The sequence below is a fragment of the Blastococcus carthaginiensis genome (genome assembly GCF_030731085.1).
In the GTDB taxonomy this organism is placed as follows: domain Bacteria; phylum Actinomycetota; class Actinomycetes; order Mycobacteriales; family Geodermatophilaceae; genus Blastococcus; species Blastococcus carthaginiensis.
This window is the reverse complement of record NZ_JASNFN010000018.1, coordinates 1-19,157: the sequence shown is the minus strand read 5'-3', so window position 1 is coordinate 19,157 and position 19,157 is coordinate 1. Positions and strand designations below refer to the sequence as shown.

Below are 19,157 nucleotides of genomic sequence, written 5' to 3'. Positions count from 1 at the left end.
GCCCGGGGGTTTTCCACAGCCTCGGCGGCCCGGGACCGGCGTGTCCGCCTACCGTCCGGGCGTGCGGGTCCAGCTGAGCATCGCGCAGGACGACGGCACGTCGCTCGACGTCGTCGTCGACGTGGACGACGACCTGCCGGTCGGCCGGGTCGGCGAGGAGCTGGCCCGCGTGGCCGGGAAGCCCTTCGAGGGGGTGTGGCTCGCCGGCTCCCGGCTGGACGACGAGCAGCCGGTGGGGGAGAGCGACCTCGTCGACGGCGCCGTCGTCCACCTGGGCCCCTCCGCTGCCACGCCGCCGGCCCGCGGCTGGCAGCTGCGGGTGCTCAGCGGCCCGGACAGCGGCCTGGTCGCCGAGCTGCCGGTGGGGGAGCACGAGCTCGGCCGCAGCGGCGCGTCCGGCTTCGCGGATCGTGTCATGTCCCGCCGGCACGCCCGGCTGCGGCTGGGGGCGGACGGCGCCACGCTGCGCGACCTCGGCTCGGCCAACGGCACCACGCTCGAGGGCGAGCCCGTGCCCGAGGACGACGACGTGCCCGTGGCGCCCGGGCAGGTGGTGCAGCTCGGCGACACCCAGCTGGTGATCGGGCCGGCTCCGGTCGCCGACGCCGCGGTCGAACCGGCCGGCCCGGGGACGCGCGCGTTCGTCCGCGCCCCCCGGCTGCTGCCGTCGGCGCGCGAGGTGCGCGTGCAGCTGCCGCAGGCGCCGAAGGGGCGCGAACCCCGCCGGCTGCCCTGGCTGATGGTGCTGGCGCCGCTGCTGGTCGGCGTGGTGCTCGCCGTCGTCATGCGCTCGCCGCTGTACCTCGTGTTCGCCGTCGCGAGCCCGGTCATGATGATCGGCAATGCCGTGGCCGACCGGCGGCAGAGCGCGCGCGAGCAGCGCCGCGAACAGGCGGAGCACGAGCGGGAGCTCGCCCGGGCACGGGAGCGGATCGAGCGCGCCGTGGCCGAGGAGACCGCCCGGCGGCGCGATGCCCACCCCGACCCGGCGACCGCGCTGCTCACCGCCGTCCTTCCCGGCCGCCGGCTGTGGGAGCGGCGCCGCACCGACCCCGACGCCCTCGACCTGCGCCTGGGTGCGGCCGATCTCGCCGCCCGCGTCGTGGTCACCGACCGCTCCGGCGGCGACGCGCCGCCCGAGCAGCGCACCGTGCACGCGGTGCCCGTCGTGGTGCCGCTGCGCGAGGCCGGCGTCGTCGGGCTGGCCGGGCCGGCCGGGCCGCTCGCCGGGCTGCTGCGGTGGGTCGTGCTGCAGCTCGCGGTCACGCACCCGCCGCGCGACCTGGGGCTCACGCTGCTCGCGGAGCGGGGCAGGGCGGGCTGGAGCTGGGTGCGCTGGCTGCCGCACGCCCGGCCGGCCGACGGCGAGGGGCCGGTCGCGTCCGTCGGGAACGACGCCGGGACGGTGGCCGCCCGCGTCGCGGAGCTGACGGCGCTGATCAGGGCCCGTCGCGCCGCGAGCGCCGGAGGTGGGGTCCTGCCGGAGTCCTTCCCGGCGCACGTGCTCGTCGTCCACGGCTTCCGTGCGCTGCGCGCCACCCCCGGGCTGGCCCAGGTGCTGCAGGACGGCCCGGCGGTGGGGGTGTACGCCGTCTGCGCCGACGAGGAGGAGCGCTTCCTGCCGGAGGCGGCGACGGCGACGGCGGTGCTCGACCCGGCGGAGGAGGCCCGGCTGGTCGTCCGGCGCAGCGGGCACGACCCGGTGCCGGGGGTGCTGGCCGAGCCGGTGCCCGCGGAGCTCGCCGAGCGGGCGGCCCGGGCGCTGGCCCCGCTGCGCGACGTGAGCCTGGAGGAGGACGACGCCGTCCTGCCGGGCAGCGTGCGGCTCCTCGACCTGCTGGGCCTCGAGCCGCCCACCGCCGACGGCGTGCGGGCGCGCTGGCAGCTGGAGGGGCGCACCACCCGGCTGGTCGCCGGCGCCGGCCTCCACGGACCGTTCGCCCTCGACCTGCGCACCGACGGGCCGCACGGGCTGGTGGCCGGCACCACCGGCGCGGGCAAGTCCGAGCTGCTGCAGACGATCATCGCCTCGCTGGCGGTGGCCAACCGGCCGGACGCGCTCAACTTCGTGCTCGTCGACTACAAGGGCGGCAGCGCGTTTAAGGACTGCGTGCACCTGCCGCACACCGTCGGCATGGTCACCGACCTGGACGCCCACCTCGTGCAGCGGGCGCTCACCTCGCTGCGGGCCGAGCTGACCCACCGGGAGCACCGCCTGGCCGCCGCCGGGGTGAAGGACGTCGAGGATTACGTCGAGCTCCAGGCCCGCGAGCCCGGCCGCCCGCCCCTGCCGCGGCTGCTCATCGTGATCGACGAGTTCGCCTCGCTGGCCCGCGAGCTGCCCGACTTCGTCACCGGGCTGGTCGACGTCGCGCAGCGGGGGCGGTCGCTGGGCATCCACCTGCTCCTGGCCACCCAGCGGCCCAGCGGCGTGGTGTCGCCGGAGATCCGCGCCAACACCAACCTGCGCATCTCGCTGCGGGTCACCGACGGCGCCGACAGCAGCGACGTCCTCGACGCGCCCGACGCCGCCCGGCTCCCGAAGTCGGCGCCGGGCCGGGGGTTCGCCCGGCTCGGGCACGGCGCGCTGGTGCCGTTCCAGGCCGGTCGGATCGGCGGGCGCCGGCCCGGGCAGCGAACCGTCGCCCCGGGCGCGCCGTTCGTCGTGCCGGTGGGGTGGCACCAGCTCGGGTACGCGCCGCCGCGGAAGCCGGCGACGGCGGCCCGTTCCTCCGACGTCGAGGACACCGACCTCTCGGTGCTGGTCGACGCCGTGCGCGCCGCGGCCGAGGCCGACGGCGTGCCCGCGCAGCGCAGCCCGTGGCTGCCGGCGCTGCCCGCGCGGGTGGCGGCCGCCGACCTCGCCGCGCCCGCGGGCGCCCCACCCACCTGGCTGCCCTACGGCCTGCAGGACCTGCCGGCGAGCCAGGTCCGGCGGGTGGCCGCCTTCGACCCCGCGGCCGACGGGCACCTGCTGGTCGTCGGCTCGCCGAAGAGCGGGCGCTCGCAGTTGCTGCGCACGCTGGCGGGGGCGGTCGGCGCGCGCTGCTCGACCGCGGACGTGCACCTCTACGCCCTCGACTGCGGCAACGGCGCGCTGCTGCCGCTGGCCGACCTGCCGCACTGCGGCGCGGTGGTGCCCCGCACCCAGACCGAGCGCGCCGCCCGGCTGCTCGACCGACTCGCCCGGGAGCTGGAGCGCCGCCAGCAGGTGCTCGCCGAGGGCGGCTTCGCCGACGTCGTCGAGCAGCGCCGCTCGGTGCCGGAGGGAGACCGGCTGCCGCACGTCCTGCTGCTGCTCGACCGCTGGGAGGGGTTCACCCCGGTGCTCGGCGAGGTGGACGGCGGCCGGCTCACCGACGTCCTCACCGCCCTGGTGCGTGAGGGGGCCTCGGCCGGGATCTCCGTGGTCATCACCGGCGACCGGTCGCTGGGCACCGGACGGCTGTCGTCGCTCACCGACGGCCGGCTGGTCATGCGGCTGGCCGACCGGGGCGACTACCCGCTGGTCGGCGTGCCCGGCCGGCAGGTGCCCGAGTGGCTGCCGCCGGGCCGGGCGGTCACGGTCGACGGCGCGGTGGAGACGCAGGTCGCGCTGCTCGGCGAGGACGAGTCGGGGCAGGGGCAGGCGGCGGCGCTCGCCGCGATCGCGAAGGAGGCGCACGTGCGGGATGCGCTGGTGCCGCGGTCGGCTCGCCCGTTCCGCGTCGACGTGCTGCCCTCGCGCCTGGCCTTCGAGGCCGCCTGGGACCTCCGTCCGGCAGGAGCGGGCGCCGGGTTCGCGCTGGTCGGCGTCGGCGGCGACGAGCTGGCCGCCACCGGGCCCGACCTGGTCGAGCGGGGGCCGGCCTTCGTCGTCGCCGGGCCGGCGCGCTCGGGCCGGAGCACGCTGCTGGCCGTGATGGCCGAGTCGCTGCTGCGGCAGGGCACCCCGGTCGTCGTCTGCGCGCCGAAGGCCTCGCCGCTGCGGGCGCTGGCCGGCCGCCCCGGGGTGCTCGACGTCGTCGTCGACCCCGCGACGCCGGCCGACCGGTGGCGGGAGCTGCTCGCCGCCGGGCCCGGCCGGCCGCTGGTGCTGCTGCTCGACGACGGCGAGGTGCTGCGGGACTGCCCGGCGGCCGAGGTGTTCCGCGAGGTCGTCCGGGGAGCCGTGCCCGGCCGCGCCCTGGTGCTGGGCGGGAACGCCGACGCTCTCTGCACCGGCCTCTCGGGCTGGCAGGTCGAGGCGAAGAAGGCCCGGCAGGGCGTGCTGCTCTCGCCGCAGGGCAGCACCGACGGCGACCTGATCGGCGTGCGGGTGCCCCGCAGCGCCGTCGGCGGGGCGGTCCGGCCCGGGCGCGCCCTGCTCCACCTGGGCGACGGCGCGCTGCTGACCGTCGCCGTCCCCACGCCCTGAGCGCTGCGGGCCGGGAACGGCGACGGCCGCCTCGCGCGGGGCGGGGCGGCCGTCGGGGGCGGTGCTGCGGTCAGCGGCCGAGGGCTCCGGCCAGCTGGGCGTCCGCGTCGCGGAAGGTGGCGGCGGCCTGGGTCAGGTACTGGGCCATGCCGTCCAGGCCGGCGACGGCGTTCCGGGCGCCGGTGGTGAACTCGTCGTAGGAGGCGGCGAAGCTGCGGCTGGAGGAGTCGGTGACGTAGCCGTCGGCGACGAGCTGGTCGACCAGGCTCTTCAGCTGCGCGAGCATGCCGTCGATCTCGGCCCGCCCGTTGGTGAGCCGGCCGGCGGCGTCTTCCATCTGCTGGTAGGTGACGTTGACGTTCGCCATGGTGGGTTCCAATCGGGAGGTCCGGGTGCACCGGGCACCGGCGGGAGCGGATACGCGGCGGAACGTAACAGCGGATCCGGGGCCCTCCCGGGGTTGTCCACAGGCCGGCCCCCTGGTCACGGGCCTGTCGGGGGCTCCGGTCGCTGCTGCGCGGAGGGCGTGCCAGGGTCGGCAGGTGTGAACGGCGCACAGGCACTGATCCGGACCCTGGTCGACGCGGGCGTCGACGTCTGCTTCGCCAACCCCGGGACGTCGGAGATGCACTTCGTCGCCGCCCTGGACGACGTCCCGGAGATGCGCGGCGTGCTGACGCTCTTCGAGGGCGTCGCGACCGGCGCGGCCGACGGGTGGGCCCGCATGACCGGCCGGCCCGCCGCGACGCTGCTGCACCTGGGCCCGGGCATGGGCAACGGGCTGGCCAACCTGCACAACGCCCGCCGCGGCCGGGCGCCGATGCTCAACGTCGTCGGTGACCACGCGCGCTCGCACAAGCGGCTCGATGCCCCGCTGGAGTCCGACATCGACGCCGTCGCCGGCACCTTCTCCACGTGGGTGCGCCGCTCGCTGTCACCCGCCGACGTCGCCGCCGACGCCGCCGACGCGGTGGCGGCGGTCGCCACCGGCGGCATCGCGACGCTGATCCTCCCCGCCGACGTCTCGTGGGAGGAGGGCGCCGCCGTCGCCGATCCGCGCCCGGGGCGGCCGCTGCCGCGGGTCGCGCCGTCCGTGGTCGACGACGTCGCCGCGGTCGTGCGCGCCGACGAGCCCGTGGTGCTGCTCCTCGGCGGCGACGTGATGGGGGAGGAGGGCCAGCTGGCCGCCGCCCAGGTCGCCGCGGGCACCGGCGTGCGGCTCATGGTGGAGACCTTCCCGGCCCGGTCGGTGCGCGGCGCGGGGCTGCCCGACCTGCACCGGCTGCCCTACCCGCCGGAGATGGCGATGGCCGCCCTCGCCGGCACCCGCCACCTCGTGCTGGCCGGCGCCACCGCGCCGGTGCACTTCTTCGGCTACCCCGGGGTGCCCGGCCACCCGGTGCCCGAGGACTGCACGGTGCACGTGCTCAGCGCTCCCGGGGAGGACGGCACCGCCGCGCTGCGGGCGCTGGCCGACGTCGTCGCGCCGGACGCGAAGCCCGAGGTCGCCGAGTTCGAGCGGCCCGAGCTGCCCACCGGCCGGCTGACCCCGCGCACGATGGCCGCCGTCGTCGGGGCGCTGCTCCCGGAGGACGCGATCGTCGTCGACGAGGCCCTCACCTCCGGTGCCGGGCTCACCGAGATGACCTCCGCCGGCCCGCGGCACGACTGGCTCGCGCTCACCGGCGGCGCGATCGGCGACGGGCTGCCGATGGCGCTGGGCGCGGCGGTGGCCTGCCCGGACCGGCCGGTGATCGGGATCCAGGCCGACGGCAGCGCGATGTACACGATCTCGGCGCTGTGGAGCTACGCCCGCGAGCAGGCCGACATCACGACGATCATCTGCGACAACGGGTCGTACAAGATCCTCGAGCACGAGCTCTCGCGGGTGGGGGCGGCCAACGACGGCGAGCGGGCCCGCACGCTGCTGGACCTCGGCGGCCCGCGGCTGGACTTCGTCGGGATCGCGCAGGGGATGGGCGTGCCGGCGAGCCGGGCGGCGACGGCGGAGGAGCTGGCCGACCAGCTGCGGCAGGCGCTGGCCGAGCCCGGCCCGCACCTGATCGTCGCCACGCTGCGCTGAACGCCCCGATCCCGAGACCCGGGTTTCCGACCCCCAGACGCGTGAGGTAGACAGAGTCGCCCAGCTGTGACGCGCAGCACAGTGTCGACGAAGGAGTCGCATCTTGTCCCTGCACCGCAACCGGTTGGTCCCGCTCGCGCTCGCCGCGGGAGTGGGGCTCGGGGGGTTCACCATCGGTGGCCCCGCCCTCGCCGCCCCGGCGGACCAGCAGTCGGCCGACCCGGAGTGGCAGCCGGTCCAGCAGTCCCCGAAGGAGCGGGTCTACAACCTGCGCTGGACCGTCGCCGACCCGCAGTTCGACTACGTGAACGGGGAGGCGGGCGCCGAGTTCGTGCCGCTCACCGACGAGGCCGGCAACCCGATCAGCAAGGTCCTCTACGGCATCGACCGCGGCTCGGCCTACCGCATCGAGGTGCCCATGGACTGGAACGGCGACGTCGTCTTCTGGGAGCACGGCTACCGCGGCACGGGCACCACCGTCTACGTCAGCGACCCGAGCTACGACCTGCGGCGCACCTACATCGAGAACGGCTTCGCCTGGGCGGCGTCGTCCTACGGCGAGAACCGGTACGACATCGAGGCCGGTGCGCTCGCCACCGAGCGGCTCGCGCAGATCTTCGACGCGCGGGTCGGGAAGGCCGACCAGCGCTACCTCCAGGGCGTCTCGATGGGCGGGCACGTCATCGGCACGCTGCTCGAGCGCGACCGCGGCGTCGAGTGGGACGGTGCGGCCCCGATGTGCGGCGTGATGGGCGACTACGAGCTCTACGACTTCTTCCTCGACTACAACCTGCTGGCGCAGACGCTGTCCGGGGTGGACGCCTACCCGTTCCCCTCGCAGGCGGAGTACTTCTCGCAGGCCGTGCCGCAGTTCAAGGCCGCGCTCGGCACCCCGACGACGCCGACGCCGGTCTACTCGGGTCTCACCGAGGAGGGCGAGGTGTTCCGCGACAACATCACCGCGATCACCGGCGGCGAGCGCCCCGGTGACGACGAGGCCTTCGGCTACTGGGAGGGCCAGAACTTCGTCTACGGCGTCGTCACCACCGAGCCCGGTGGTCTCGACGGTCTGACGCCGGGTGCGCTCTGGTCGAACGTCGACACCGACTACCCGTTCGACCACACGTTCGAGGACGGCGGCACCCTCGACCAGCGCATCGAGCGGGTGGCGCCGGCCCCCAAGGCCCGGAGCACCTACCTGTCGGTCCCGGTTCCCGCGATCACCGGGGACATCGACGTCCCGGTGCTCTCGTCGCACACCCTCGGTGACTACTACGTCCCGTTCTCGATGGAGCAGTACTACGCCCTCGACGTCGCCGCGCAGGGCAACGCGGAGCTGCTCGTCCAGCGGCCGATCCGGGCCGCCGGGCACTGCGAGTACACCCCCGAGGAGGCGGCCAGCCAGTTCCTCGACCTCGTGAACTGGGTGGAGAACGGCGTGAAGCCGGCCGGCGCCTCGGTGCTCGACCCCGAGGTCGTCGCCGACCCGAACTACGGCTGCGAGTTCACCACCCCGGTGCGCACCGGTACGCGGGTCTTCTACGAGGAGTGCCCGACCCCGTGAGGCGTCGGTTGACGCACCGCACTCCCGCATGACCTGAGGGCCCTCTTCCCCACCCGGGGAGGAGGGCCCTCGGCCGTCAGTGCTTCTTGCCGTGCGTCAGGTTCTCCATCTGCGAGGTCGTGTCCGACTTGGCCTTGCGGTCGATCCGCTTCTCCTTGATCGACTTGCCGCTGGCCTTCTTGGTCATCGACTGTCGCGGGGACTTGTCACCCATGGTGTGCGCTCCCTCATCGGGAGCCGGGACGGCTCCGTGCGGCGCACGCTACGCCCGGCTGGGCCCCGCCGGTGCCGTTCCGACCGGCCCGGGTGGCCGGCGTCCGGGGGCGCTGCCTACATTGCGTAGAAGTGGACGGCGCGGAGCAGGATCCCGGACCCGCCGCGCCCCGCCCGTCGCGGCGGCTGGTCACCGACCCCGTCTTCGGCCCCTACTGGGCCGGCAAGCTGCTGGCCAACATCGGCATCTGGATCCAGAACATCGCGAGTGCCGCGCTGGTCTGGCAGCTCACCTCGTCGGCGTTCCTCGTCGGGCTGGTGAGCTTCGCGCAGTTCGTGCCGCAGCTGGTGCTGACCCCGATGAGCGGGGCGATGGCCGACCGGGGCAGCCCGCGCCGGCAGATCCTGCTCGGCCGCACGCTGTGCACGCTGGGTGCCGCGATCCTGGCGGGCTGGGTGCTGCTGACCCCCGACGTCGCCGACGTGCCCCCGTGGGTCGTCATGGTCACCGCGCTGATCGTGGGGATCGGGTTCTCCGTCGGCGGGCCGGCGATGCAGGCGCTGCTCCCGTCGCTGGTGCGGCCGGGGGAGGTGGCCCGGGCCGTGGCCCTGGACAACCTCACCTTCTCGGTGGGCCGGGCGGTCGGGCCGGCGGTGGGCGGCGTGGTGGCCGCGACCGCGGGCTACGGCGTCGCCTTCGCCCTCGCCGCCGTCGGTCACCTCGTGTTCCTCGTGGCGGTGTTCCGGCTGCGGACGCCGGGCGCGGCCACCGCACCCGGCCCGCGGCTGTCGGTCATCGCCGGGGTGCGCTACCTGCGCACCGACCCGGTGGTGGGAGTCCTGCTGCTTGGCGTCACCGCGGTGGGCGTCGGCGCCGACCCGGCCGTGACGCTGGGGCCGTCGCTGGCGGACGTCCTGGGCGGTGGTCCGGAGCTCGTCGGCGTGCTGGCCTCGGCCTTCGGCGCGGGAGCGTTCCTCGGCTTCTTCGCGCAGGTGGCGCTCATCCGGTTCCTCGACCACGCGCAGCTGGCCACGACCGGGCTGGTGCTGCTCGCGGGCTCGGCGGTGGGGCTCGCGGCGAGCTGGAACGTGCCCGCCGCCGTCGTCGCCTTCGTCGTCGGCGGGATCGGCCTGACGCTGGCGATGAACGGCATCACGACACTGCTCTACGACCGGGTGCCGCGGGAGTACATCGGCCGGATCATGGCGCTCTGGCTGATGGGTTTCGTCGGGTCGCGGCCGCTGGCCGCCGCGCTGAACGGCGCGCTGGCCGACCTGCTGTCGGTCGGGGCCGCCCTGGTGGTGACGGCGGTGATGGTGCTGGGTGCGGCCGTGGTGTGCCGGCCGTCGGTGCTGCGGCGACCCGTGCCGGGGCGGTGAGGGCGGGCATCATCGGGCGGGTGATCCGGTCGGTACTGGTGGGCGCCGGGGTGGTGGTGCTGCTGCTCGCGTCCCTGGTCGGCCTGCTGTGGGTGTTCCAGCGCTCGCTGATCTATCTGGCCGACGACGGCCCGGCGGGGAGCGCCGCCGACCTGCTCCCCGGTGGCCGCGACGTCGTCCTGCACACCTCCGACGGGCTGGATCTCGACGGCTGGTACATCCCTGCCTCCGACGAGGGCGCGGCCACGGTGCTGGTCGCCAATGGCAACGGCGGGCACCGCGGCATGCGGGCGCCCCTGGCCGACGCGCTGTCCGACGCCGGGCTCGGCGTGCTGCTGTTCGACTACCGCGGCTACGCCGGCAACCCCGGCAGCCCGACCGAGGAGGGGCTGGCGCGCGACGTCCGCGCGGCCCGCACCTTCCTACTCGAGGACGCCGGCGTCCCCGGGGACCGGCTGGTCTACTTCGGCGAGAGCCTGGGCGCCGCCGTCGTGACCGAGCTCGCGACCGAGCACCCGCCGGCGGGCCTGGTGCTGCGGTCGCCGTTCACCGACCTGGCGTCGGTCGCCGCCGAGCACTACCCCGTGCTGCCGGTGCGGGCGCTGCTGCACGACCGGTTCCCGGCGGTCGAGCACGTCGCCCGCGTGGACGTGCCGACCACGGTCGTGCTCGGCTCGGCCGACTCGATCGTGCCGCCGGAGCAGAGCCGCGCCGTCGCCGCTGCCGCCGGGCGGCTGCACCGGCTGGTGGAGGTGCCGAGGGCCGGTCACAACGACCGGGCGCTGCTCGACGGCGATGCCCTCGTCGACGCCGTGCGGGACCTGGCCGAGCACACCACCGGCTGATCCGGGCCGTGACCACGCCGTACCCGCGTGCGGGGTAGGACGTCCCGGGCACGGGTACCGCGCGCTGACCGGCGTCCGGGGAGGAACGAGTCCCTGATCTGGTGGGGCGGTCGACCCGCGAGGTGTTCGAGGACCATCTCCGGCTGGCCGCGGCCGGCGACCTGGAGAGCGATCTCTCGCGCAACGTGGCCGAGGACGTCGTCGTCCTGTGCGGCCGCGGGACCTTCCGGGGTCACGAGGGCGTCCGGGAACTGGCCCGACAGCTGATGGACGAGGTGCCGGAAGGTCGCTGGAACTACGTCACCCGGCTGGTCGAGGGACGCCTGGCCTACCTGGAGTGGACGGTGGACGATGGCCCGGTGCGGGTCCGCGATGGCGCCGACTCCTTCCTCGTCGAGGGCGGGAAGATCCGCGCGCAGACCATCCACTACACCGTCGAGGACGAGCACGGCACCGTGCTGGTGCGGCCCGACGGGAGCCGGCCGGGTTGATCGACAGGACCGGGGCGCGACGATGACCTCGACGCGACCGCCGCCGCCAAGACGGATCCGGCGCAGATCGGCCTCCACACGGATTCGGCCCGTCGGGCGGTGTCACTCTCCCCGACCTTCCCGCCCTTGCTGCGATCGGTCTCGGGGTGATGGTGGCGAGAGCCTGCGCGCCGCGGTGGGCACCAGCCGACGCCGTCGTCGAGCTGGCCGGTCGATCACCGCGCTAGCGAGTGCGTCACCTGGTGGACCACGAGTGTCCGGGGGAGCGAGGCGCCTTGCCGACGCGCGTGGCCATACCCACGCCACGCCGCTACGGCGGCAACTGCGCGGGTGCGGCCTCGGCGGTCAGGCCGACGAGTGGAGTCGGCTGGCGTCAGGACCGCAGCCCGATGACGAGACTGACCTGATCGATTCCGGGCCCATCGGCGTAGGAAACCATTCCCCGCACATCGCGCCGCCGCTAGCTTGCTCGCAGCAACGCCCACCGCCGCTGGTGAGCGTGAGAACACGGGGGCCCGATGTCATCGATGGTGAAATTCCCGTTGACCCTGCTCGTCGCCGTGCTGGCATTGGTCGGCGTGCTCATCTTCCCGGCTGCCGCTGCGCCCCGCGCCGGTGCGCTGGGGACCATCGAGGTGATCATCAGCGCCCCGGACGGGGTTCCGGCGATCGTCAACCTCGCCGGGCGCTCGCAGTACATCGCCGCCAAGCCGCCGTCCGGCACGTCGACGACCGTGACGCTGGCCGTCGGGGCCGGCACCTACCGCGTCGAGCCACGGACGGTCACCTTCGACGGCCAGGTCTACCCGGGCCGGGCCGTGCGTCCCACGGTCACGGTCCGTGCCGGTCAGACTGCGCAGGTCGCTGTTGAGTTCGCCGCTGCCGACGCAGCCCGCGACCTGCACGCCACGGCAGTGGAGCAGACCAGCGTATCCCTCACCTGGACATCACCGCCGGGGGCGACCGTCAAGCTTCGCCGCACCCTTCTCGACGGCACACCGCAGCCCAACCAGGGTCGTGGAACCGTCGTGGTCACCCAGGGAACGACCGCTGTCGACACCGGCCTGGAACCTGGGCGGCGATACGCATACTCACTGGAGACCCAGACCGCACGCGGATGGTCCGAGCCGTTGACCGTGGTCGTCGGCACAGCACCGGTGGCGGGCTCTCCTGAGGCGGCCTTCGTCACGTCACCCACAACTCTGCTGGCGACGGCAGGCGACGTGGTCAGCGTGATCACCACCGGGTCCGGGATCGAGGTCGTTCTCGACAGCCGGGTGCCGACGCCCTTGCCAGGATCCGCGGTGGTCCTGCCGGTGTCCGAGACGCTCGAAGGCGGGTTCCTCGGGACGGTTCAATCGGTCTCCCCGGACGGGCGGCGGATCGGCCTGGTGGCCGGTGGCCTCAGCGACGCCTTCGACTACTACTCGATCGACATCCCCGACATCCCCGACTCGCTCCCGGCCGACGACGATCCGCAGGCAGGGATGGCTGCCACCACCATGGATCTGCCCAGCCAGGCTGGGCCACTGGCTCCGGCCGAGCGGGAGGCTGCGGCGGCAGCCAGCGGTCTGGCCGCAGCAACCTCAATGGGAGCTGCGGCGGCAGCGGCCGCTCCGAGCCTTCACTGCGACGCGGACCTCGACGCGTTGTCGCTCGAGTACTCACCGTCGATCACATTGGGGGGGCACTTCAGCGCGACCGTCGACAAGTACGAGGTTCTGGGGGTGGGTATACCCACGGGCGCCTCGATCGACCTGGGTCTGCGGGCAACGGTCACCGGCGCGATGACGGTGGGAAGCAGTGCAGAAGCGGACTGCGAGCTGCATCTGCCCAAGGTCACGCGGCAGCTGACGGTCTATCCGGTGCCCATCTCGTTCACGTTCACTCCCATCGCCGAGGTCGAGGTCGATGCAGCGGTGAGTGTGTCGAACCTCGGCTTCAGCGCCACGGCCGGCGTCCGCGTCTCCGGCTGGATGGGCGTCTCCGGTGGCTCCTCCTTCAGCGGCAGCCGTGAGTTCTCTGCCGGCCCGCTGGTCCCGGTCGCACAGGTGACCGGTGGTATCGACTCGACCATCGGCGGCCAGGTCGTCGTCGGTCCCGGCGCCGGCACTTCGAACGCGGGTGTCGTGGCCGGGGTCGGGGGGACGTTCTCCCCGATCGATGCGGCGTTCGGGCCGGCCTTTCCCTCAGGGGACAGCCGGTACCTCACGTGCATGAACGCCTCGGCAGAGTTCTCCGCCGGGCTCTACGTGACGGCCAAGGCGTGGGTCGGCAGCTGGAGTGCGACCACGACCATCGCCCCCAGCGCCCTGCAGGGGTCCTGGCCCTATTCCGGGTCTCCCTGGGACCTGCCCGACGGCTGCGCCGATGCGCCGGCCGTCGACCCTGGGAGCACCCTGCTGGGCAGCGGTGTCACAGAGGTCACCGACTCCATCGGTGGGCTCCCTACTCAGTGGGGGCACGTGGATGGATTTGCCCCCGGAGAGAAGACGTGGGTGCTGAGCACCGGGCTGGTGGCTTCCGCAATTGGCACCCCGGGACAGTTTGCGAGCACCGATCTGGGGAGATCGGGTGATGAGATGCTCAGCCAGATGGCCGGACAACCGACCTACGACGCCGCCTACTACGAGGTGACACTCGTCCCGACCGGCGACACGCTCCACGTGCGTTACGTGTTCGCCAGCGAGGAATACCCGGAGTACGTCGGCAGTTCCTTCAACGACGTCATGGGAGTGTTCGTTGATGGTGTCAACTGTGCGACGGTTCCCGGCACGGGGTTACCGGTGGCCGTGAACACCGTCAACGACCACACCAACGCCAACTACTACGTGGACAACTCGACCGGTGCAGCCGGCTACTCGACCAGCATGGATGGCCTCACGGTTCCGCTCACCTGTTCGGTGCCAGTGACCGCCGGCCAGCCGGTCACCGTCCGCATCGCGGCCGCTGACAGTGCCGACCACATCTACGACAGCGCGATTGCGCTCGTGGACGGAGGCATCTGGGCCGACTGACGGCTGTGCCGGGGATCTTCGCGTAGCCATGGGACGATGCCGCGTCCCGAGGCCTCGCCCCCTGGAGAGGGTCCACCCTCCGTGACGTCATCCTCCTTTCACCCGGCCGGGTGTTCCGAGCCCTGATGGGGCCGTGGTCTGTCCACAGATCGCCTGACGTCACCCCATCGGACTGATCCGTTTCCCTACAGTCCCGGGCGATTCGACTGCTCGCGGCTCGACGGGGGATGGGCGTGCCGACTGCTCTGGACGTCGTGGACGGTGAGGTCCGCGAGCTGATCCGCCGGCGTGGGCTGGACCCGTTCACCGATCCGGGCCCGGTGCGGCTGCTGGTGCGCGACGTCGTCGCCGACTACTCCGAGCGGTCGCTGACCTCGGCGCTGCCGCCGATCGGCGACGTCGAGTCCGTGGTGCGGGACGTGCTGGACCGGGTGGCCGGGTTCGGGCCGCTGCAGCGCTACCTGGACGACCCGGAGGTCGAGGAGATCTGGGTCAACGAGCCCGGCCGGGTGTTCGTCGCCCGGCGGGGGCGCAGCGAGCTGACCACCACGATCCTGGCGCCGGGGGAACTGGCCGACCTGGTCGAGCGGATGCTGCGCACCTCAGGTCGACGGATCGACATGTCGACCCCGTTCGTCGACGCGATGATGCCCGACGGCTCCCGGCTGCACGTGGTCATCCCCGTGAGGACCCGGCTCGCAGGCCTCCGTTGGGTTGTCGGTGGTAGGGGTGCCGACTGCTGCGTCGTCCTCGCGCCCGGCGCGGTCGGTATCCCCGGTCCCCCGGGCGGCGAGCGCCGTCCGAAGCCTGCCGTGCGGCCGCTCAAAAGCGTCGCGCCTCACCACCGGCTCCCGCATCCGGTCGGGTATCAGGGCACCGGAATCAGGGTCCGGCCAGGGTCCTCCCCGATGTGACGGGAGGGTCGGAGCGCGAATGCTCGAGGCATGGCAGCAGCGGTCCTCGAGCGCTCCCCGCTTCCCCGGGCGGACATCGGCATCGAGGTCCGGCCCGTGCCGGTCGCAGCGTGGCTGCGGAGCGACCGGACGCCGGCGCAGTTCGCCCGGTTCGTGCTCGTCGGTGGCTCGGCCAACCTCGTCTACCTGGGGCTGTTCCTGTTCCTGGCCGGCCTGGGCGACCAGGCGGCCAACCTCGGGGGCGTCGTCGTCTCGACCGCCGTCGCCAACGAACTGCACCGCCGGCTGACCTCCCGATCATCTCGCTTCCTCCAGGCTCAGCCTGGATTCAGCGTGTCCACCAGACGGGATGAGGGCCCGTCTACGTCGTCGCGGGGTTCTCGGCTGTGCAGCGCGGGGTGTTCGCCATGCAGGCCGCGGCGCGGGAGGCCGGGCGGGCGATGGGCACCGCTCCGGATCCGGTGACCGGGCACGAGCGGACGCTGCGGGCCGCGCAGCTGGCGGTGGCCGACCAGTCGGTGGACCTGGCCGACCTGCGGCTGGCTTACGCGCCGACGGGTGCGGGCTGCGACGCCGCCGGGGGCTGCTCGCCGGCGCTGGTGCCGGGGGAGGAGTTTTCGGTCTGCGTGACCGTGATGGTGCGCATCCCGCTGCTGCCGGAGTTCGTCGACGCCAACACCGCCACCGGGTCTTCGTCGTCGAGCGCGACCGCTACGTCGACGGCTGCCCCCGGCACCGCCTCGATGCGGCTCAGCGCTGCCTTCGGTGACGCGATGACCACCGTCATGTCCGGGGCGATGCACGAGCGTGGCACCCTCGACCACCGCTTGGCCGGGCGAAGCAGGTGTTCGAGTTCAGTGATTCCGGTACTGGCACCGGCTGATCGCCGTGGATCTTGCACAGAGATCCGTCGGGGAGCCGCCCGGCCGGGTCCTCGTGCTCCCGTTCGAGCCGCTCTGCGGCCCGAGATCGACTGACGTCACCCCGGTGACATGACCGAGGTGTCCGCCGGGGCCGGGGATGACCCGGTCCTGAAGACCTGCGCCCCTGGATTCGCCGGTGTGGTTCAGGCAGTGGCCTCGATCAGTCGCGCGCAGACGGCGTTCAGCCTCGGTTCACCGGCTTAGGGCTGAAGATCGACGACGTCTCAGCACTCGCGGTCGCCGCACCTTGTGCCCTCCTGCGTCCACTCCTACCATTCTTCCCTCGCATGCGGAACCCTGACTACTGCTTCCGGTAACGGTGGTGCGCCATGCCCCTCTCCCACGTCACGTGGACTCACGGCCACGCGGTCGCCGTCGAACACCCCGACCGCGTGAGACGGACCTGGCTGGCCGGTTTCTATGCCCGCATCGAGGCGGATGCAGGTACGACGCTGTGGATCCATTACGCCATCCCGACTCCGGTCATCGTCCCGGACGGGGGGCGTCTCAATCCGACTGCCGTACGCGTGCGATTCCGCACCTACTACGACAGCTGGATCGAGAAGGTGCACGTGTACGACGGTGAGCGGCGGATCGCCGCTCACGAACCGGGTGGAACCGCTGAGGAACCCCTCGGCTGGTCCTCGTCCACATGGGCGAGCAGACGACTGACGATCCCGGGAAGCCCCGAAGCGCTCAGCGGGATCGGGGTCTCGCTCAACTTGAACTACGGCCTGCAGGCCGAGGGAGAAGAAGATCCCATGCACCGGATCGAGATCGCTGCTGTCGGCTGCGAGTTCTACTCCTGACAGTCGACGCCTGGGTTGTGGCACCAACTCGCGGACCCGGTGCCATGTCGCCTGGGAAGGCGACTTCTGCTCTTCAGCTCTGCACGCAAGCTCGGGCCGACGCGGTCAGGGCCACCGCCGACATCCGGTCATGGCGGCCTGCACGCGAAGGTCCGAACCCGCTGTCCTGGACGTCCTTCCGGCGCTGCGTGACCTGCCCGAACTCGAGCACGTGGGTGTCGGTTGGTCCGGACGGCACGGCAGCCGCCGCCGAAGTCCGTGCACGGAATCCGTAGGTCTCCTGAGCCCAGTTGGCCTGAGACGTCCACCAGTGGCAGGGCCCGACCTCGCGGCTGCGCCGGCATGCGCTACCCGTGTACCGATCGACCCGGGAGATCGGTGCCCCCCAGTCACCTCACGGACGGTCAGATGGTGGGTTCCTGGGAGGTGTCGCCCCGGTCCCTCTCCCGGCTGCCCTCCTCTGCTTCCGCCACCGGCGTCGCATGAACAGGAGAAGGGCCGCGACGATCGCCGTACCCGCAAGTACGCCAGCGATGCCGCCCAGCCAGTTGACCGCGGAGTCGCCCTCCTGCAGTCCCAGCCTGGGGAAGAGGAAGGCGCGCACGAGGGCGGCGATGAGCCACGCGCCCAAGCTCATCCGTATGACCCAGCTCAGGCGGATGACCAGCACGAGTCGCTCGCTGTCGATCTCTTCACGCCGCCGGCGCTCATGGGCGACGTACTCGGCGATGTCGTCGTCGAGGAGCTGATCCAATGGTCGGCTTCGCTCCTGGGGCATGTCCTTGGCCAGCGCCACGATCTCCGACATGCGACGCGGAAGGGAGCCCCAACGCCACGTGGTCATGAAGCTGACCAATGCCGTCAGGATGACCCCGAACAGTCCGATCAGCGCGACGATCATTTCCATCGCGTCCGCTCCCTTGCGGTCGTCGGAAGCCTCAGCACCACGTGGCAGCGTGGAACCAGAACGGCGCCGATGGTCGGCGACTCCGTCGGCTGGTCGGCCGCCCGTCATTCTCGCGCTCTTGTGTCCGGCGGCAGGTCATGGCCGACGCGCGACCGAGGATCTGGTTCACCGGACGTCGCCGGCGAGACTTTGGGGCCGCGGCCACGTCACGCTGACCAGGCCGTCGGCGCCTCGGATCACGGCGGCTGACCCGTCGGTGGACCTGGCCGACCTGCGGGTGGCGTACGCGCCGGCGGGAGCGGGCTGCGACGCCGCCGGGGGTTATTCACCGGCGTTGGTGCGGGGGAGGAGTTTTCGGTCTGCGTGACCGTGACGGTGCGCATCCTGCTGCTGCCGGAGTTCGTCGACGCCAACACCGCCACCGGGTCTTCGTCGTCGAGCGCGACCGCTACGTCGACGGCTGACCCGAGCGCTCGCCGGAGTCAGCGGCGGCGGCGCCGCGTCCCGAACAGGCCGCGGGTGAGCCCGCGGCCGAGCGCGGACGCGACCGACCGGGCGAACGAGCGGAAGACCGGCGACTCCAGCACCCGGCTCAGGCCGCTCTCCTCCGGCTCGGGGTCAGGGGACGCGCGCCGGCCGGGCACCGGTGGCTGAGCGGGGCCCGGTCCGGTGTCGACCGGACCGGGCGGTGGGGCGACCCGGGCGGCGAGCCGCTCGTACGCGGAGTCGCGGTCCACCGGCTGCCCGTACTTCGCCTGCAGCGGTGAGCGCGCCACCGCCTCGGCCATCGCGGCCGGCTCGATGGGCGCCATCAGCGAGCGCGGCGCCCGCAGCATGGTCCAGGCGACCGGCGTGGGGGTGGCCCGGTCGGACAACACCGTCACCGCCGCCTCGCCGATGCCGAGGCCGGTGAGCAGCTCCTCGAGGTCGTAGTCCTCCGTCCGGGGAAAGGTGGAGACCATCTTCCGCAGCGCCGTGGCGTCCTCGGGGGTGAAGGTCCGCAGCGCGTGCTGCACCCGGTTGCCCAGCTGCCGGAGGACGGCGTTGAGCACGTCGGTGGGGTTCTGCGTGACGAAGAAGATCCCGACGCCCTTCGAGCGGATCAGCCGCACGGTCTGGGTCACCGACTCCAGGAACGCCTTGCTCGCGTTGGTGAACAGCAGGTACGCCTCGTCGAAGAAGAACACCAGCTTGGGCTTGTCGAGGTCGCCGACCTCGGGCAGCTCCTCGAACAGCTCGGCGAGCAGCCACATGAGGAAGGTCGAGAACAGCGCCGGCCGGGTCCTGGACGGCGGTCAGCTCCCCCGCGGTGACGACGCCGCGGCCGTCCTCGGTGGTGCGCAGGACGTCGGTGGGCTCGAACTCCGGCTCGCCGAAGAAGACGTCACCGCCGAGCTCGGCCAGCGCGATCAGCTTGCGCAGGATGACCCCCGCGGTGGCCGTGGAGAGCCCACCGAGATTCCTCAGCTCAGGCTCGCCCTCGTCGGACCTGACTTGGCTCACTGCAGCGTGATCGTTCCGACTGCTCGGCGCTGACCTGCGACTACGCGTCGTCTTGGTGCGTGGTTCACGCACTAACGGGGTCGGCCTAGGGTCGTGGTGTGGCGTTCATCCG

The 19,157-nt window shown here is 73.1% G+C and carries 14 protein-coding genes and 1 pseudogene; 9 read left to right on the top strand and 6 right to left on the bottom strand.

The annotated features are described in order from the left end of the window. Positions 1 to 61: 61 nt before the first annotated feature. Positions 62 to 4,396 (top strand): FtsK/SpoIIIE domain-containing protein, encoded by a 4,335-nt coding sequence (locus tag QOZ88_RS14685; protein WP_306000490.1) that lies wholly within the window; start codon positions 62 to 64, stop codon positions 4,394 to 4,396. 70 nt (positions 4,397 to 4,466) lie between these two features. On the opposite strand, the gene QOZ88_RS14680 is transcribed toward QOZ88_RS14685, so the two are convergent. Next, the gene (locus QOZ88_RS14680) at positions 4,467 to 4,763 is read right to left on the bottom strand and encodes a WXG100 family type VII secretion target (RefSeq protein ID WP_306000489.1); all 297 of its coding nucleotides are present in this window, start codon (positions 4,761 to 4,763) and stop codon (positions 4,467 to 4,469) included. A 177-nt stretch (positions 4,764 to 4,940) separates the two neighbouring features. On the opposite strand from QOZ88_RS14680, the gene QOZ88_RS14675 reads away from it, so the two are divergent. Then, positions 4,941 to 6,479, top strand: a complete 1,539-nt coding sequence (locus QOZ88_RS14675) for an acetolactate synthase large subunit (protein ID WP_306000488.1) — start codon at positions 4,941 to 4,943, stop codon at positions 6,477 to 6,479. A 103-nt stretch (positions 6,480 to 6,582) separates the two neighbouring features. Then, positions 6,583 to 8,043, top strand: a complete 1,461-nt coding sequence (locus tag QOZ88_RS14670) for an esterase (protein WP_306000487.1) — start codon at positions 6,583 to 6,585, stop codon at positions 8,041 to 8,043. Positions 8,044 to 8,119: 76 nt separating this feature from the next. Here the strand turns inward: QOZ88_RS14670 and QOZ88_RS14665 are convergent, their stop codons facing one another. Further along, complete coding sequence (locus QOZ88_RS14665) at positions 8,120 to 8,257, bottom strand: hypothetical protein (protein ID WP_306000486.1); 138 nt, start codon at positions 8,255 to 8,257, stop codon at positions 8,120 to 8,122. Positions 8,258 to 8,388: 131 nt separating this feature from the next. Between QOZ88_RS14665 and QOZ88_RS14660 the strand changes: the two genes are divergently transcribed. From QOZ88_RS14660 to QOZ88_RS14640, 5 genes are all read left to right on the top strand, one after another. Continuing rightward, positions 8,389 to 9,636: an MFS transporter gene (locus tag QOZ88_RS14660; protein ID WP_306000485.1), complete on the top strand. Its 1,248-nt coding sequence runs from the start codon at positions 8,389 to 8,391 to the stop codon at positions 9,634 to 9,636. A 20-nt stretch (positions 9,637 to 9,656) separates the two neighbouring features. Continuing rightward, positions 9,657 to 10,481, top strand: coding sequence for an alpha/beta hydrolase (locus tag QOZ88_RS14655; RefSeq protein WP_306000484.1), 825 nt, complete (start codon positions 9,657 to 9,659; stop codon positions 10,479 to 10,481). A 101-nt stretch (positions 10,482 to 10,582) separates the two neighbouring features. Then, positions 10,583 to 10,972 (top strand): nuclear transport factor 2 family protein, encoded by a 390-nt coding sequence (locus QOZ88_RS14650; protein WP_306000483.1) that lies wholly within the window; start codon positions 10,583 to 10,585, stop codon positions 10,970 to 10,972. A gap of 542 nt (positions 10,973 to 11,514) precedes the next feature. Continuing rightward, the gene (locus QOZ88_RS14645; RefSeq protein WP_306000482.1) at positions 11,515 to 13,989 is read left to right on the top strand and encodes a choice-of-anchor L domain-containing protein; all 2,475 of its coding nucleotides are present in this window, start codon (positions 11,515 to 11,517) and stop codon (positions 13,987 to 13,989) included. Between the two features lie 233 nt (positions 13,990 to 14,222). After that, on the top strand, positions 14,223 to 14,903 hold the full coding sequence (locus QOZ88_RS14640; RefSeq protein WP_306000481.1) for a hypothetical protein: 681 nt from the start codon (positions 14,223 to 14,225) through the stop codon (positions 14,901 to 14,903). 544 nt (positions 14,904 to 15,447) lie between these two features. Here QOZ88_RS14640 and QOZ88_RS14635 read toward each other — a convergent pair. Further along, positions 15,448 to 15,690: a hypothetical protein gene (locus QOZ88_RS14635; RefSeq protein ID WP_306000480.1), complete on the bottom strand. Its 243-nt coding sequence runs from the start codon at positions 15,688 to 15,690 to the stop codon at positions 15,448 to 15,450. Positions 15,691 to 16,155: 465 nt separating this feature from the next. On the opposite strand from QOZ88_RS14635, the gene QOZ88_RS14630 reads away from it, so the two are divergent. Then, positions 16,156 to 16,635, top strand: coding sequence for a DUF6623 family protein (locus QOZ88_RS14630; RefSeq protein WP_306000479.1), 480 nt, complete (start codon positions 16,156 to 16,158; stop codon positions 16,633 to 16,635). A gap of 394 nt (positions 16,636 to 17,029) precedes the next feature. On the opposite strand, the gene QOZ88_RS14625 is transcribed toward QOZ88_RS14630, so the two are convergent. From QOZ88_RS14625 to QOZ88_RS14615, 3 genes and pseudogenes are all read right to left on the bottom strand, one after another. Next, positions 17,030 to 17,542: a hypothetical protein gene (locus QOZ88_RS14625; protein ID WP_306000478.1), complete on the bottom strand. Its 513-nt coding sequence runs from the start codon at positions 17,540 to 17,542 to the stop codon at positions 17,030 to 17,032. Positions 17,543 to 18,024: 482 nt separating this feature from the next. Continuing rightward, positions 18,025 to 18,795, bottom strand: coding sequence for a helicase HerA-like domain-containing protein (locus QOZ88_RS14620; RefSeq protein WP_306000477.1), 771 nt, complete (start codon positions 18,793 to 18,795; stop codon positions 18,025 to 18,027). 115 nt (positions 18,796 to 18,910) lie between these two features. Further along, positions 18,911 to 19,045: pseudogene (locus QOZ88_RS14615) on the bottom strand (helicase HerA-like domain-containing protein); the annotation flags it as partial. Between the last annotated feature and the right edge of the window lie 112 nt (positions 19,046 to 19,157).

Coding starts and splice junctions, on each gene's coding strand:
- QOZ88_RS14680 (WP_306000489.1), bottom strand. CDS start 4,763: ATGGCGAACGTCAACGTCACCTACCAGCAGATGGAAGACGCCGCCGGC.
- QOZ88_RS14665 (WP_306000486.1), bottom strand. CDS start 8,257: ATGGGTGACAAGTCCCCGCGACAGTCGATGACCAAGAAGGCCAGCGGC.
- QOZ88_RS14635 (WP_306000480.1), bottom strand. CDS start 15,690: ATGACGGTGGTCATCGCGTCACCGAAGGCAGCGCTGAGCCGCATCGAG.
- QOZ88_RS14630 (WP_306000479.1), top strand. CDS start 16,156: ATGCCCCTCTCCCACGTCACGTGGACTCACGGCCACGCGGTCGCCGTC.
- QOZ88_RS14625 (WP_306000478.1), bottom strand. CDS start 17,542: ATGGAAATGATCGTCGCGCTGATCGGACTGTTCGGGGTCATCCTGACG.
- QOZ88_RS14620 (WP_306000477.1), bottom strand. CDS start 18,795: ATGTGGCTGCTCGCCGAGCTGTTCGAGGAGCTGCCCGAGGTCGGCGAC.